Annotated in this window: 12 protein-coding genes; 10 read left to right on the top strand and 2 right to left on the bottom strand. The window is 54.0% G+C overall.

Features of this window, described 5'->3' with window-relative positions; genetic code table 11:
• The first annotated feature begins 981 nt into the window (after window positions 1–981).
• The 8 genes from GGR39_RS02740 to GGR39_RS02705 all read left to right on the top strand — a co-directional run bounded on the left by GGR39_RS02740 (window position 982) and on the right by GGR39_RS02705 (window position 10005).
• Window positions 982–2148 (top strand): nucleotide sugar dehydrogenase, encoded by a 1167-nt coding sequence (locus GGR39_RS02740; RefSeq protein ID WP_183615757.1) that lies wholly within the window; start codon window positions 982–984, stop codon window positions 2146–2148.
• A 37-nt stretch (window positions 2149–2185) separates the two neighbouring features.
• On the top strand, window positions 2186–3313 hold the full coding sequence (gene gmd, locus GGR39_RS02735; RefSeq protein WP_183615756.1) for a GDP-mannose 4,6-dehydratase: 1128 nt from the start codon (window positions 2186–2188) through the stop codon (window positions 3311–3313).
• A 16-nt stretch (window positions 3314–3329) separates the two neighbouring features.
• Window positions 3330–4292 carry a GDP-L-fucose synthase gene (fcl, locus tag GGR39_RS02730; protein WP_221225901.1) on the top strand — a complete coding sequence of 321 codons (963 nt, stop codon included), beginning with the start codon at window positions 3330–3332 and terminating at the stop codon, window positions 4290–4292.
• Between the two features lie 169 nt (window positions 4293–4461).
• On the top strand, window positions 4462–5274 hold the full coding sequence (locus tag GGR39_RS02725) for a WecB/TagA/CpsF family glycosyltransferase (RefSeq protein ID WP_183615755.1): 813 nt from the start codon (window positions 4462–4464) through the stop codon (window positions 5272–5274).
• A gap of 60 nt (window positions 5275–5334) precedes the next feature.
• Window positions 5335–6444: a glycosyltransferase gene (locus GGR39_RS02720; protein ID WP_183615754.1), complete on the top strand. Its 1110-nt coding sequence runs from the start codon at window positions 5335–5337 to the stop codon at window positions 6442–6444.
• Window positions 6444–7715: a lipopolysaccharide biosynthesis protein gene (locus GGR39_RS02715; protein WP_221225900.1), complete on the top strand. Its 1272-nt coding sequence runs from the start codon at window positions 6444–6446 to the stop codon at window positions 7713–7715. Before GGR39_RS02720 ends, GGR39_RS02715 begins: the two co-directional genes overlap by 1 nt.
• A gap of 2 nt (window positions 7716–7717) precedes the next feature.
• Window positions 7718–8827 (top strand): acyltransferase family protein, encoded by a 1110-nt coding sequence (locus tag GGR39_RS02710; RefSeq protein WP_183615752.1) that lies wholly within the window; start codon window positions 7718–7720, stop codon window positions 8825–8827.
• Window positions 8828–8832: 5 nt separating this feature from the next.
• Window positions 8833–10005, top strand: a complete 1173-nt coding sequence (locus tag GGR39_RS02705; protein WP_183615751.1) for a glycosyltransferase — start codon at window positions 8833–8835, stop codon at window positions 10003–10005.
• 98 nt (window positions 10006–10103) lie between these two features.
• On the opposite strand, the gene GGR39_RS02700 is transcribed toward GGR39_RS02705, so the two are convergent.
• Together GGR39_RS02700 and GGR39_RS02695 are read right to left on the bottom strand one after the other, a co-directional pair.
• Window positions 10104–11213: a glycosyltransferase gene (locus GGR39_RS02700; protein ID WP_183615750.1), complete on the bottom strand. Its 1110-nt coding sequence runs from the start codon at window positions 11211–11213 to the stop codon at window positions 10104–10106.
• Between the two features lie 26 nt (window positions 11214–11239).
• Window positions 11240–12268 carry an acyltransferase family protein gene (locus tag GGR39_RS02695; RefSeq protein ID WP_183615749.1) on the bottom strand — a complete coding sequence of 343 codons (1029 nt, stop codon included), beginning with the start codon at window positions 12266–12268 and terminating at the stop codon, window positions 11240–11242.
• A 192-nt stretch (window positions 12269–12460) separates the two neighbouring features.
• On the opposite strand from GGR39_RS02695, the gene GGR39_RS02690 reads away from it, so the two are divergent.
• Together GGR39_RS02690 and GGR39_RS02685 are read left to right on the top strand one after the other, a co-directional pair.
• A complete protein-coding gene (locus GGR39_RS02690) occupies window positions 12461–13552 on the top strand; it encodes a cellulase family glycosylhydrolase (RefSeq protein WP_183615748.1) in 1092 nt (363 codons plus the stop codon).
• A 119-nt stretch (window positions 13553–13671) separates the two neighbouring features.
• The gene (locus GGR39_RS02685) at window positions 13672–14889 is read left to right on the top strand and encodes an acyltransferase family protein (protein ID WP_221225899.1); all 1218 of its coding nucleotides are present in this window, start codon (window positions 13672–13674) and stop codon (window positions 14887–14889) included.
• Window positions 14890–14945 lie beyond the last annotated feature (56 nt).

The raw sequence follows: 14945 nt of genomic DNA, 5'->3' as shown, positions 1-14945 counted from the left end.
GGACCTGTTCAGATAATTCTCCACGGCAATTAGATTGAGGGAAGGGGTGTCACCGGCGGACTGGGCGTTGTCATGCCGACATCTCGGACTCGCGAAGCCGGACGTAGCTTCGTAGCCGTTGGTAGAGCGCGGGGCGGATGGGTTTGGTCTCTACCCCACGTTCGAGTGCCTCGCTGCGCGCTACCCGCCCGTACTAGCTGTGGCAGCCTTGGTGAAACAGTAGCTTCTCAAGTCGGTATCGTTGGAAGAAGGCGTCAGGGATGGCGCAATCGGCTAGCGGTCCGGGGAGGGCACGCAAAAGGGTCGTGACCAGACTGACAGCTTCGACGAAGTCGTATCGTGCCACTCCCCGCCTAAGGATGCGCCGGCACTCTGCGCGATAGGCAGCATAGTCGTAATCGCAGGAATGGCTGCTGGCTTCCTGCATGACCGTGCATTCGACTGAGTGCTTCTCCTGCAAAGAACCGCCTGCCGGGAAAGGTCATGCCACACATGGACGTCGGTGGCCGGAAACACGACCTGGGCAAGCTTGCTAACGGCCAGAGTGCATGGAATATCCCGATCCTGCGTTCGCCGCAGCGCCCCGGCCAGGGTCGGAACGTGGCGTCCGGGGGAGAACGTAAGGGACGTGCGCAGATCGTTGATGAGTGCGGCGATCGCATCGTAATCCCACCCGCTGGCAAGCACTCCGGTGCTTATAGGGCGGTTGCACGAAGTTGTGCAGCGTCCACTGCTGCAGCCGTCTTGCCGACCTCGTGTCTCCTTGAATGATGCCCTTTATCAATCGTCACCGGCGACTGCGGTCCTACCGCATAGGAACGATACACAAGGTCCTATTCGGGGCGGAAAGAACCTCGTATAGACCCCTAGTGTGCAGTTGCAGCATGGGTTGACGGGGAATTCGTCGGTCGGCTGTATCACTCATGCGGGCGGTCATTGATGCATGCGGTTCGCCGGGCAGCAGCAAGTGGGGACGATGGAATGAAGATCGCGGTTTTCGGCTTAGGCTATGTCGGCCTTTCCAACGCCGTTCTCCTGGCTCAGCACAACGAGGTCGTCGCTGTCGATATTTCAGTAGAGCGTGTTGCTATGCTAAGGGCGCGCAAATCGCCGATCGTCGATCTTGAGCTGGAGGATTTCCTCGCTACGCGGTCGCTCAACCTGACTGCGACGTTAGACGCGCAGGAAGCGCTTGCCGATGCGGATTACGTCATCGTCGCCACACCGACGAACTATGACGCAGATACCAACAAGTTCGACACGTCCTCGGTCGAGGCGGTCATCCAGACTGCTAAGCTAGCCAATTCAGCAGCGACGATTGTGGTCAAGTCAACGATCCCGGTCGGCTTCGTTGAGGACGTTCGCAAGCGTCTCGATACGGACCAAGTTATCTTCAGTCCCGAGTTCCTGCGGGAAGGCCGTGCGCTCTACGACAATCTTCATCCATCGCGTATTATCGTCGGCGAGCGATCGAAGCGCGCCAGGATCTTTGCGCAACTACTGTTTGAAGGCGCCGAGAAGAATAATGTCGAGATCCTGTTTACCGACCCGAACGAGGCCGAGGCGATCAAGCTTTTCGCTAACACGTACCTCGCCATGCGCGTCGCGTTCTTCAACGAACTCGATAGCTACGCCATCGCCCACAAGATGGACTCGCGGCAGATCATCGTCGGTGTTGGTCTGGATCCGCGAGTCGGCCCCCACTACAACAATCCTAGTTTCGGCTACGGAGGCTATTGCCTGCCCAAGGATACCAAGCAGCTTCTCGCCAATTACTCCGAGGTGCCGCAGAATTTGATTCGTGCGATCGTGGATGCAAATCGTACCCGCAAGGACTTTCTCGCAGATCAGATTATTGCTCAAGGTCCGGGCAAGGTTGGCGTCTATCGATTGGTCATGAAGGCGGGATCGGACAACTTTCGCCAATCATCGATCCAGGGCATTATGAAGCGGATCAAGGCTAAAGGTATCGAAGTCGTGATCTACGAGCCTGCGATGAAGGATGACGAGTTTTTCGGCTCTCGCGTGAGTCGGGATCTCGCATCTTTTAAAGACGAGTGCGACGTGATTATCGCCAATCGGATGGCCGATGCGATCGAAGACGTCAAAGACAAGGTTTTCACGCGCGATCTTTTCGGGTCTGATTGATCGCGATGAGTGTAGATTAGATTGAAGGGGACGTGAATTGAGCGGTAAGAAAGTAGCACTCATCACTGGCGTCACCGGGCAGGACGGATCCTATCTCGCAGAATTCCTGCTGGAAAAGGGTTATGAGGTTCACGGCATTAAGCGCCGTGCCTCGCTGTTCAACACGCAACGCATCGATCATATATACCAGGATCCGCATACGCCTGCGCCCGACCTGAAGTTGCACTATGGCGACTTGTCGGACACATCGAACCTGACGCGCATTATTCAGGAAATTCAACCGGACGAGGTCTACAACCTCGGTGCGCAGAGCCATGTTGCGGTCAGCTTCGAGGCGCCCGAATATACGGCGGATGTCGATGGCATCGGCACCCTGCGTCTGCTCGAAGCCATTCGCTTCCTGGGGCTCGAGAAGAAAACTCGCTTCTACCAAGCATCCACCTCGGAGCTTTACGGCCTCGTCCAGGAAATTCCCCAGCGCGAGACGACGCCGTTCTATCCGCGTTCGCCCTATGCGGTGGCCAAGTTGTATGCCTACTGGATCACGGTGAACTACCGCGAAGCCTATGACATGTATGCATGCAACGGTGTGCTCTTCAATCATGAAAGCCCGCGCCGCGGCGAAACCTTCGTCACTCGTAAGGTCACTCGTGGCTTGGCGAACATCGCTCAGGGCCTCGAGCCGTGCCTTTACATGGGCAACATCGATTCCTTGCGCGACTGGGGTCACGCCAAGGATTACGTCCGCATGCAGTGGATGATGCTGCAGCAGGATCACGCGGAAGACTTCGTCATCGCCACCGGCGTGCAGTATTCGGTGCGCGAGTTCATCACTTGGTCTGCGCAGCACCTGGGCATCACGCTGCGCTTTGAGGGCGAAGGCGTGGAAGAGGTTGGTATCGTTGAGAGCGTCGCCGGGGAAGATGCCCCTGCCGTGCAGGTTGGCGACGTGCTCGTCCGCATCGACCCACGCTACTTCCGCCCCGCGGAGGTGGAAACGCTGCTGGGTGACCCCACCAAGGCCAAGGACCGGCTTGGTTGGGTGCCGGAGATTAGCGTGCAAACCATGTGTGAAGAGATGGTGACGGCCGACCTCAAGGTCGCCAAGCGCCACGCTCTCCTTAAGCAGCATGGGTATGACATCCCGGTTTCCCTGGAATCTTGATCGAGGAATACGAGAGATGCGCGTCTACGTAGCAGGCCACCGCGGGATGGTGGGTGGAGCGATCAGCCGCAAGCTGAGTGCGCGCGGAGCCGACGTGGTGACGCGCACTCATGCCGACTTGGATTTGACGAGTCAAAATGCTGTCCGCGATTTCTTTGCGGAGGAGAAGGTCGATGCTGTTGTCCTTGCGGCTGCGAAGGTCGGCGGCATACACGCCAACAACACCTATCCAGCGGAGTTCATCTACGAAAACCTGATGATCGAGTGCAACGTCATCCACCAGGCTTTCACCGCAGGCGTGGAAAAGCTGCTATTCCTTGGCTCTTCCTGCATCTATCCGCGTTCGGTCGCCCAGCCCATGCGCGAGGATGCGTTACTAACTGGCGTGCTTGAGCCGACAAATGAGCCTTATGCCGTAGCGAAGATCGCGGGAATCAAGCTGTGCGAGAGCTACAATCGGCAATATGGCACTGACTATCGCAGCGTCATGCCAACGAACCTCTATGGTCCCGGGGACAATTTCCATCCGGAGAACTCGCATGTCATGCCGGCGCTGATCCGACGTTTCCATGAGGCGGTCCGGGATGGCGTGGAGCAGGTGGTGATCTGGGGCAGTGGCACGCCTAGACGCGAGTTCCTGCATGTCGACGACATGGCAGAAGCTTCGCTGTTCGTGCTGGACCTGCCGCTCGAGCGTTATCAGGCTAACACTGAGTCCATGCTCAGTCACATCAATGTGGGTTATGGCGAAGATGTGACCATTCGCGACTTGGCTCTTCTGATTGCGGAAGTGACGGGCTTCACAGGGGAGATCGCTTTCGATTCCTCCAAGCCTGATGGCACTATGCGCAAGCTTATGGACTCTCGGCGCTTGACGTCAATCGGCTGGGTGCCCTCCATCGGTTTGATGGAGGGCGTAGCGGAAACGTACAAGTGGTTTTCCGAAAATATAGACAATAAGAGAGAAGATACATTGTGAAGACCGATATGAGTTCACTTTATGCTCTGTGTCGGTAAACTTTAATCTATGCTTTATGTTCCGGAGCTTAAGTAAGATGCGCATACATCAACATTGGCGCGCCTGCCTATAACATGGTGATCAATCAGTCCGGAAGTAGCCTAACGTCTTACAATATCGGGATATTGATATGCATATTCCTCCAGAAGATAGATCAGGCGTCTTGAAAGGCGATAGCCGTCGGCGGAGCGTACCGGATACATTCAACTTGTTTGGGGTTGATGTATCAATAACAAGCTCCGAACAGGTCTGTGAACTAATTGAAAGTTGGGCATGTTATGATGGCGAAGCGCATTCAGTTGCATTTCCAGATACGCATGCCTTGGTGAAAGCTCACGACAATGATCAAATGTGTGCAGCCCTCGCGGATGCAGATGTTGTCTGCCCCGATGGTCACCCAATCGCATTCCTCGGCAGATGGCTGAAGGGAGTTCCGGCGAACCGCACTTGCGGTCCTGATACAATGCTTGCCTTGTGCCGGCGCTCTCCAAAATCAGGCTTGCGCCACTATTTTTATGGTGCCGGGCCAGGTGTAGCGGAGAAATTGGCCGATGAGTTCAAAAGGCTCTTTCCGGGAATAAAGATTGTTGGCGCAGAGTCGCCTCCTATGAGGCCGCTTACCCCAGAAGAAGACGCTGTCGCTATGGATAGAATTCTCAAATCGCGTCCCAACGTTCTTTGGGTTGGCCTGGGTGCCCCCAAGCAAGAGATTTGGATGCTTAATCACAAAAAGCATTTGCCTGGAGTCACTCTTCTTGCCGTAGGAGCGGCTTTTGATTTTCATTCGGGGCGTATTAAGAGGGCCCCGAGTTGGATGAGACGGATTGGCATGGAATGGATTTATAGAGCCGGCAGTGAGCCCAAGAGACTTGGGTCAAGGTATCTAAAGGTAATCCCAAGGTTTATGTTCTTGGCCTCAAGAGAGATCTTTGTGAGAAGATGATTGATACGCTAAGTTAGTGTAGCTATGTCACGTTAACTACTTACGAAAAGCGATCGAAAAATGCGAATAGGGCTCTTTTTCTGGTCGCTGGAACTGGGTGGCGTAGAGCATATGATGGTAAACCTTGCTCGCGAATTGGTATCGCGCGGGCATCAGGTTGACATTGTTCTTGCCCGTTCTCCACAGCCAAATAGTTATGACCCGGGGCCGGGAATAAACGTAATCTGGTTGCGCAAAGATAGCATACTTAAGCTTATCCCTTCCCTTGCGCGCTTGTTACGCGTGAAACGTTACGATGCTATGTTTACAGGCATGCCCACATCTAACATTGCCTTATTAGTTGCTAGAACGTTATCTTTATCAAGAACCCCCATAGTTATTTCCGAGAGAAGCAACCCTTTTCTCGAAGCAAAAAATTCCCGTACTTGGCGATATAGGGCCGCGTTCCGGTTGCAACGTTATATCTATCCGTTAGCCGACGAGATTATTGCGGTTTCGACAGATTTGGCTGATGCTCTAGCGAAGAGCGCACACATCGATCGGAACAAAATAAAAGTTATATTTAATCCTGCTTTTGATGAGCGAGCGCCATTGTTTGAGGCAGCGCCCCCTCACCGTTGGCTTGATGACAATTCTACTCCTTTGATTGTCGGAGCAGGTCGTTTTCGGCCGCAGAAAGATTTCTCCACTTTTTTGAAGGTAATCGCTCAAGTTGCAGCAGAGCGCCCAGTGCGCGCAATATTGCTGGGTGATGGTGAGGAGTCCGAGGCACTTCAACAGCAGGCTGCAGAATTAGGTATAGCCGAAAGAGTACTATTTCCCGGCTTTGTGTCTGACGTAGGACCTTGGTTGCGAGGCGCTGACACCTTCCTGATGACCTCTCTATGGGAGGGATTTGGCAACATCTTGGTACAGGCGCTCGCGGCACGGTGCAGCGTGGTGTCTACTGACTGTCCTGATGGACCAAGTGAAATCTTGGGGAACGGTAGATTTGGCTTGCTTGCGCCGGTCGGCGACGTCGAGGCGTTAACCCAAGCCGTACTGACGGTGCTGGAACAGCCGTTTGAACCGCAGGCGCAATATGATCGAGCATGCGATTTCACTGTAGTGCGCTCAACTGACCAGTACGAATCATTGTTCAGAGATCTAGTCGCTAAAGCGAACAAATGATGAATTTGGCGCTCTTTAAAGAACCGAAACTTCGACATATATTTACATATTGTGGATCGCTAGCCTCTATGCTCGCGGTCCCGGCGGTGCAGTTCTTTCTTTTTGCGTTCTATGCCCGGGTGTTGGGTGCTGAGCAATATGGCATATATATTGCTATGATGGCTTGGGCGCCGATCTGCCTGGAGTTCGTGGCATTGGGCGCGGGCGAGGTATTGATAAAACGTGTTTCCCGCGCATCCTCATCATTTCCTGAGGCGGCGGCTCATTTTTATCGAACCACAGCGCTGACACTTCCCTTCGCGCTCACGCTGTATACGGGCGCTACGATGCTTCTGGTGAGACACACTATAGGTTGGCAGATCGTATTGGGCGTTGGGGCATGCGAACTCATCGGAATGCGGCTTTTCACTGGTGCGGAGAATTTTGCAATTGCCACGCGCAGGATCCGCTGGGCAAACGAGTTTCGCATTCTTCAAGCTTTTCCGCGGGCCTTGGGTGTTGGAGTTGCGTACTATTTACTAGACCTGCACTCCGTTAGCTCACTGGCCCTTGCCGGCTCCGTTGGGATACTCTTGGGTGCGCTCGTCTGCATTGCAGTCGCTTGGCATCGCTTCCCCCGGCCAAGTGGAGGCTTTGATAGCACAGCTTTTGGCGAAGGCATTTGGTTCGCCGGGAACCAGATCGCACGCGCAGGGCAGCAGAATATTGACAGAGTAGTGCTTGGATGGTCGGTCGAACCATCGCTGCTTGCCATCTTTGGTGCGGCGCAACGTTTTGTTCAGGTCGGCATCCTTCCCATTCAGGCTATTTTGCGGAGCACTTATCCCAACTTCTTCGCACGAGGGCATGAGGGGGTCAGGAGCTCTCTGCGTTATGGGGGCAAGGTACTGCTATTGATAAGCGCGGTCGGTGCAATGTGCGCAGCGGTGCTGTGGATTGCGGCGATGTTTGTGCCGGCGGCGCTGGGCAATCAGTTTAACGCCTCAGCCGGTTATTTGCGCTGGCTTACCCCTTCGCTGCTTCTTGTCGGCTTCAATTATGTTGCGGCAGACATATTGACCGGGTCTGATCACCAGAGGCTGCGAACGAGCTTGATGATGATTTCGATCGCAATTCAGGCTGGTATGTTTGCCCTTTTCCATGAGGGCAGCGAACTCCTGCTCGCGGCCTATGCTGGCATTGGCTTTGCAGCAGCAAGCAACTGGACCGCAGTTCTCTATCTCGCGTGGCGTGAGCGGCGAGATTCGCCTGTTGGCTTGGCGGCCGCATAACAATGCCTGTGATCAATACCAGGAGCAGTTCGCCACCGGCTAGCGAACGGTTTATTGTCTTGGATGGGATGCGAGGTGTCGCAGCGTTGGCGGTAGTGTTCCTCCACATTTATCGGATTGCCGGCGAGGAATGGAAGCCAGGCCTCGGATATCTGGCTGTTGACCTATTCTTCCTGCTGAGCGGCTTCGTGCTCGCTCATGCATATGACGACCGCCTCTCTTGCGGGCTTTCTGCCAGCGAATTCATCCGGCAGCGGCTAGTGCGGATGTATCCGCTTTACGCGGTCGGTCTAATATTTGGTTTACTAGCGATTGCTGGAGCAGCCACGATAGGAAAGCCCTATGTACCATTTTTTCGTTTACTAGTTTCGCTACTTTTTAATATCTTCTTCCTGCCCATTCCTTCTAGAGGAATGGACGGGCATGCCTTTATTATAAACTTCCCATCGTGGTCTCTGTTTTTTGAGATAATTGCAAATGCCCTCTTCGGACTATTTTGGATCCGGCTCAGCGGCGTAGTACTTATCTTAATAACGGCTTTATCTTTCTTTACACTTACACTGGTCGTCATTTGTTTCGGCACGATGGATCTGGGCGCGATGGGAAATGACTTAGCCGGAGGTCTGCCGCGTGTGGGCTTTGGCTTCTTCGGAGGGGTGATGCTATACCGTCTACGCGCACTCTGGCGCTGGCGTGTCTCATGGGTATGGCCGGTTGCGCTCCTCGCTGCGATATTAATCAGCCGTCCTTCTGAGCCGTTGCTACCGTTTGTACAGCTGGGTGTCGTTGGCTTGTTATTTCCAATGTTGATCCTGGCGGGTGCCCGAGCACGGATTGGAGGTCACTTCGCGGCTGCGGCGGAATGGCTGGGTGCAATCTCGTTTCCCATCTATGTCATTCACGCACCAATGCGAATAATCGCTACAGCCCTCCTAGACCGACTTGACGTGCCGCCAGGCACCTATCCTACGGTTATCTTTCTAGCCACCGCCCTCCTCCTTTCCGCCCTATTGCATCGTTTTATCGATCCTATGCTGCGCCAAGCATTGCAGGGGCCAAGCAAGGCGTTGCTCGCCGCAATGTCAGCCAAATTCAAGGGCTGCCTCAAGTGAACTCCATGAACATATTGATGATCACCACAACCTTGCCGCATCGACTGAGCAACGGGGGTGAGATTGCCACGAGCAACCTTATCGATGGGATGAACCGGCGGGGACATAAGGTCGATGTGCTGGGCTATACTAGACTTGGTGATCCCGCCCCGGAACACTCAGACTTCCATTCTGCTTGCGACTGGGTAATTGAGACGGAACTCGCTGGCCCTCGCAAATGGCTTTGGCTAGCGCAATCGCTGATCCATGGCCTTCCATACGTTAGCGCCAAGTTTCGATCTCGTGAAATGCTATACGCGGCGCGCCACCTATGCGCTCAGACCAACTATGACGCGGTTATAATTGACCATCTTCAATTGGGTTGGATTGCCAAGGCCCCGTTTCTACCTGAACGAAAGATCGGTGTTGCGCATAATGTCGAGCACGAGATATTGGCGGTGCAGGCGGCGGCGCGGAGCAACGGATGGCTCAAGAGGCTCATATTTGGGCGTGATGCTCGAATAATGCGGGAGATGGAGCGCGAGATGATTTGGTCGTTGGACCAGATATGGGTGCTCACCATCGAAGAGCAGGAGAGCATGGGTGCGCTAGGGGGGCGCCGAGCTGACGCCGCCATTCGCGTCATCCCGCTGCCTGGCCAGTCCTTTTTTGCAACGGCAGTGATGCCGATGGCAGATAAGGATGTGGTAATCCTCGGATCTTGGCTATGGGATGTTAATCGGCGTGGGCTTGAATGGTTCATGCGCGAGGTTGCTCCGTTGCTGCCTAACGACATCAGCGTTGTAATAGGCGGAAAGGGCACGGAGCAGGTGCCGAACCGGACGGCCAACGTCACTTACGCGGGTTTCGTCCCAGATGCAGCAGCGTTTCTGCGTAGCGGACGCGCGATTTGCATCCCGACGGTGATGGGCGCTGGCATTCAATTGAAAACCATCGAGGGCATATCGATTGGCCGGCCCGTAGTGACGACGCCACTTGGCCTCCGTGGTATAGGTGACGTGCCGAGCCATGTCTCGATCGCTGTTGACGCTGCGCAAATGGCGAACAAATTAGTCGAGTTAGCTCGGCTACCCCAGGGATCGCATGTTGAGGCTGCAGCGGCATGGGCGAAGCAGAGACGTGATGATTTCGACCATACAATTGACGAGGCTCTGACCCAAGGGTGGCGAGAGTCGTAACGAAATTATGCTGGAGCGAAGAGAGTGGTTCATCTTACGGCTTTTCAAGTCACAGCCGGACAACCTGCTCCGCAAGGTTAGCCCTCAAGCCAAGCGTTTCAGCCCACCAGCTTATCGTAGAGGATCTCGAGCGCTGCAGTCTGGCGGGTAATATCAAACCGCTGCTCTACCCAAAGCCGAGCCGCTCGCCCCATTAACGCTCGGCGCCCACTGTCGGCCAATAGGGTTGCAAACGCTTCGGCGAGCCCTCGCACATCGTTAGGCTCGACTAGTAGGCCGGTCTGGCCGTCGACGCAGGTCTCGCGCGTGCCCGTCTGTTTTGAGGTAACCACGGGCAGGCCAGCAGCTTGGGCCTCGATCAAAGTGAGCCCTAGCCCTTCTGAGTCACCGTTCGCCGCTTCCCGACTAGGCATGGTAAAGATCTGCCCGCTACGCATAATTTCTACAAGAGAGGCATGCGGCTGCGCACCATAAGCCACTATCCCGCCAATACGATCGCGAGCTGCCTCTACCATTGGCGTCAACGGACCGCCCCCAACAACGTGTAACTCGGCCATAGGAAAACGGTCCCGTATCAAGCCGAATGCTTCGATAACACGGTCTATTCCCTTCTTCTCCACCAAGCGCCCAGCGAAGACAATCCGCTGTGGATTCGCATTGACATCAACGAGCGGAGTATCAGGAAGCGGTATTCCTAGATAATGCGTGCAGACATTGCTGCCGGTAAGTCCGTGCTGCCGAACGATATCACAGAGGTAATTCGAGACGGGTAAAATGGCAGCGGCATGGCGGCTGATCGCACGGCGGCGCATAGCCAATATGCGGTCGTAACTGCTGAACAGTTTGAGGCGGCGGGTCGCGTCGTAGCCATGCACCGTCACCACCAGGGGGATACGATGACGTCGTGCATAGGGTAGCAGGAAGGCTGCATTGGTGAGGTAATGCGCATGGATCACGTCTGGCCGCACCTTTCGAAGGATTGCGTCCATCTGCTGCGCGTAGCCGAGCCGGAACAGTAGTCGTGTAATGGGGGTAGAACCCATCGACCCAAAGACGAGTTTGGTTGGACAGGGCAGCGGAGGTAGCTCTGACACCGCATCAAGAGCCACTAAGGTTGGCGAATAGCGCCGCAATGACCGGCAATGATCGGCAATGAAGGTTTCCGAGAGGGCAAGGGCCCTTTCTGTGAACACCACTACCCGTTTCACTAATTACCTCCTGGCAAAATGTAAGTCTACGAGCTAACCACGCGAGCGGATGGAACAATCCGTGACCTAGATAGACGTAGCAGTGGGCGCTCCACGTAGAAGTAGACTAACAGGCCAGCGCCGACTGAAAGTGACATGCAGACGAAAATAAAGATAAGAGTAGACAGATTGGAGTTCATCGCGGGCACAATTCGCCTCCACAGCTCTCGGGCGATAGACAGCACGATGAGATGTGACAGATAAAGTGAATAGCTTGAATCCCCCAATAGCATTAGCCGGGTTGCTGGAGTTCTCTTCTCCATCGCTACCGCACCCGCTACAATAAGCAGAGACGCCCCTCCCCAGCTGACAATGCGTGGCAGTGACAGAGGCTCAGACGCGCATAGCAAGACGAGGCCAATTGGGAGAAGCACGGCAAAACATTCTGGGACCCATGCCTTGCGGGCGAGATACCCCAAGCCCAAGCCAAAGAAGAATTCAAGCAGTCTCGGGTTCGTGAAGGTGATCGCAATTGCATTCTTGGGTTGGATTATGACGCCCGCGATCACGAGAAAAATAAGTACAGATGCAGTAATAATTGGAGCTCTTCGCTTATCTACCTTCATTGCGAGCGAGAACAAAAAATAAAAATATATCTCGTAGAAGAGCGACCATCCAGGAATCAAAAGCGGCCAGATATGGCCTGGGTGAGATGGCGAGAAATGTGGAATTAAAAGGAACGATGCTACAATATGGTAGGCCGTCAGATTCATGTCCGACGCTAATCCCGCTACGAAATGAAGCACGATAAGTGCAATTGTAGCTATCCAATAAAGCGGCACAACGCGCAGAAATCGACGCCAAGCAAATGATGAAGGCTGATCATCCTTTCCGGCTTGGCTTGTATAAATAATAAATCCAGAAATGACGAAGAAAAGATCCACGCCAGCCGAGAGGAAATCAAGCCGCAACTCGGGCAAGTTAAGCCCGCGGGCAGGAGTAAGCGCATGGTGCAAGACCACCATCAGCGCCGCCAGCGCGCGCAAATACTGAATTGATCTGAAGCCCCGTACCAATGAACGCCCCTATGTTCAGCATATCAGGTTCGCCTAGACGTTTTCGAGATGGATCGCCATTGCATTGCTGCATAGCGGCACCGTTTTATGCTTAGAAGGTGACCGGTCCGACGCTAGCATGCCCTTGCCATGGCATGCGTATTTTGCGACGCAGCATAACTAAGAAGGATATGACGCTATGCCGGCGACGACGTGAAAATTCCCCTTTCGGAATTTGGCTCAATTGTCATAAAGCTTAGCCTGGCGACGGCGCTTATGCTGGTGACAACCCATTCTACCGGGCGGCCAAGCGCTCCCGCGGCGGCGCAAACACCCGCTACTCAGGCGCATTTTCCTGATGTTGATGCAGTAACGCCACTGCTAAAAAGAGCCATTAACCTATTGGGTTATGACCCATTATGGGATGGGCAACCGCACAGCCGGTTTCGTCTGTCACAGTTTAGAGAGATAAGAGCTGCTGGCTTTACCGCAGTGCGCATTAATCTACGCGCGTTTCCCTACATGGACGTAAATAACCGGCTAAGCCCGGCATGGATCGAACGAGTCAACGACGTCACTAATGCCGCCATCTCCGAGGGGTTGGCGGTCATACTTGACGAGCACGACCATGTGGACTGCCGGGCTGACAATGATCCGTGCGCGGACAAGCTAGCTGCCTTCTGGACGCAATTTGCGCCACGTTTCGCCGGAATGCCGCCAACCGTCTTATTTGAGATAATGAATGAGCCGGGCGGGCCTTGGTCTCCGGAAATGTGGAATAAACACGCGGCCAGATCTTTGAGGTTGATACGGGCCAGCAATCCTCGCCGTGCAATCATCATAGGACCGGCCTGCAGCAACGACTTTCGCTGTCTGGACAATCTCACTCTGCCCGACGCAGACCGACAGATAATAGTGACCTTTCACTATTATGTCCCGCTTGCCTTTACACATCAAGGTACGCCATGGAATCCCCTGTATTCTAATAAGACTGGTGTTAGTTGGGGTAGGTCGGGTGATCTGCGTGTTCTAGAGAGTGACTTTGAGATAGTTAAGGAGTGGGGGATTGCTCACCACCGCCCGATCTTCTTGGGCGAGTTTGGTGCCTATGAGCAGGCCCCTCGAGCCGAGCGGATCGCATATATTGGTGCTGTTGCCAGAACCGCTGAGCGCCATGGCTTTGGCTGGGCCATCTGGCAGTTCCAGCAAAACTTCGCCTTGTACGATACCAAAGCTAAAAAATGGGATGCCGAGGCCCTCAGGGCCCTATTTCCTAATGATGCAAATCCGCGTAGCACTAACTGAATGCGATTTCACGCGTGCCGCTGTAGTGCAGCCTGCCCGAGATTGTGTATATACACGCTATACGGTTATGTAGCATTCGACAACTAAGACACGGCCGAAACAAAACCATAGGCATGGCGATGAACAGTAGCACAACGAAGTCCGCAGTCGCCTTCCATCAGTGGTTGGATTTATTCCGCTGGTGCGCGGCGATGCTAGTCTTATACACCCACACTATGAACCGGTTTCTCGTTCCGCTTTCTGAAGCGACGGGAAAGAGATCAGCATTTTATTATGCTGCCTCGTTCATGACTGGGTTTTCGCATCAGGCAGTGATGATTTTTTTCGTTCTAAGCGGATTTCTGGTCGGCGGCGCATTGGTTAAAGAGTACCGCAAAAATGGCACCGTCGATATCCGTATGTACGTCGTAAAGAGACTCGCACGATTGTGGACTGTGCTTCTGCCGGCCTTGATACTCAGTTTTGCGATGAATGGCGCGGCTTTTCATTTTTTTGCGCCTCAAGCAGAGGGCGTATACCCAACTAATTTAGAGGACCAGTCAGATTTAGTATCCTTTGTTTGCACCATGGTGTTCTTTCATACTGTTGCGTGCCAGACCTTTGCGGCTAATGGGCCGCTATGGTCGATATTCAACGAATTTTGGTATTACATGGTTTGGCCCCTACTCTTTCCAATTTTATTTACTCGAGGTAGCATTTGGCAGAGCGCCGCTCTCGCGTTATCGGGCATTCTTATCTTACTGTCCCTGACGTATTGGCAGTTTACAGGTTCTTGGCTTGCACCATACATGCTGATCTGGCTGCTTGGGGTTGCTGCTGCGGTGATCCCCAATCCGCCTGTCCGTTCCCCGGGCGTGATCGGGGTGGCCTTGGCCTTATTCCTTCTTGGCACCAGACTGGCGGTAAGACGCACCTTCTGGGAAGATTATCCATATAGCGAGTTGACTTTCGATATTGTCCTCGGAGTTCTCTTCGCACTTCTGCTCAGCGCGATGAAAGAATGTCATAGATTGCGAGCTCCGATCGGAGGCTCAATTCATGAGAGCCTCGCTGGCTTTTCCTTTTCACTCTATTGTATCCATGCGCCAATCCTGACCTTCTATGGTGTGGCGGTGGCAGCGATGTGGAACATGCATGGCCCGATCAAGCCAGTGTCCGCTGTTCATTGGCTTTTCCTGTTAACACCGGTGATCCTCATGATCCCTCTCGCCTTCGTCTTCTCGCTTGGCACGGAACAAAAAACCCACAAGGTTCGCCAACTGTTAGACCGCATCATCCCGAAGCACTCTTCTATGCGAGGCGGTGCTCGCAACGATACAATTACATTGGAATCATAACGCGCGCCATCCGTTGTGTTAAGTTAAATTCAGGTAGATCTTTGAGATCGGCTTAA

The sequence above is a fragment of the Novosphingobium fluoreni genome (genome assembly GCF_014196615.1).
GTDB lineage: Bacteria > Pseudomonadota > Alphaproteobacteria > Sphingomonadales > Sphingomonadaceae > Novosphingobium > Novosphingobium fluoreni.
The sequence above is the reverse complement of the archived record's forward strand: the minus strand, read 5'-3'. Positions and strand labels throughout refer to the sequence as shown.

Excerpts from the sequence above, each read along its gene's own strand:
- GGR39_RS02740 (WP_183615757.1), top strand. The coding sequence starts at position 982 with ATGAAGATCGCGGTTTTCGGCTTAGGCTATGTCGGCCTTTCCAACGCC.
- fcl (WP_221225901.1), top strand. The coding sequence starts at position 3,330 with ATGCGCGTCTACGTAGCAGGCCACCGCGGGATGGTGGGTGGAGCGATC.
- GGR39_RS02725 (WP_183615755.1), top strand. The coding sequence starts at position 4,462 with ATGCATATTCCTCCAGAAGATAGATCAGGCGTCTTGAAAGGCGATAGC.
- GGR39_RS02720 (WP_183615754.1), top strand. The coding sequence starts at position 5,335 with ATGCGAATAGGGCTCTTTTTCTGGTCGCTGGAACTGGGTGGCGTAGAG.
- GGR39_RS02715 (WP_221225900.1), top strand. The coding sequence starts at position 6,444 with ATGAATTTGGCGCTCTTTAAAGAACCGAAACTTCGACATATATTTACA.
- GGR39_RS02710 (WP_183615752.1), top strand. The coding sequence starts at position 7,718 with ATGCCTGTGATCAATACCAGGAGCAGTTCGCCACCGGCTAGCGAACGG.
- GGR39_RS02705 (WP_183615751.1), top strand. The coding sequence starts at position 8,833 with ATGAACATATTGATGATCACCACAACCTTGCCGCATCGACTGAGCAAC.
- GGR39_RS02685 (WP_221225899.1), top strand. The coding sequence starts at position 13,672 with ATGAACAGTAGCACAACGAAGTCCGCAGTCGCCTTCCATCAGTGGTTG.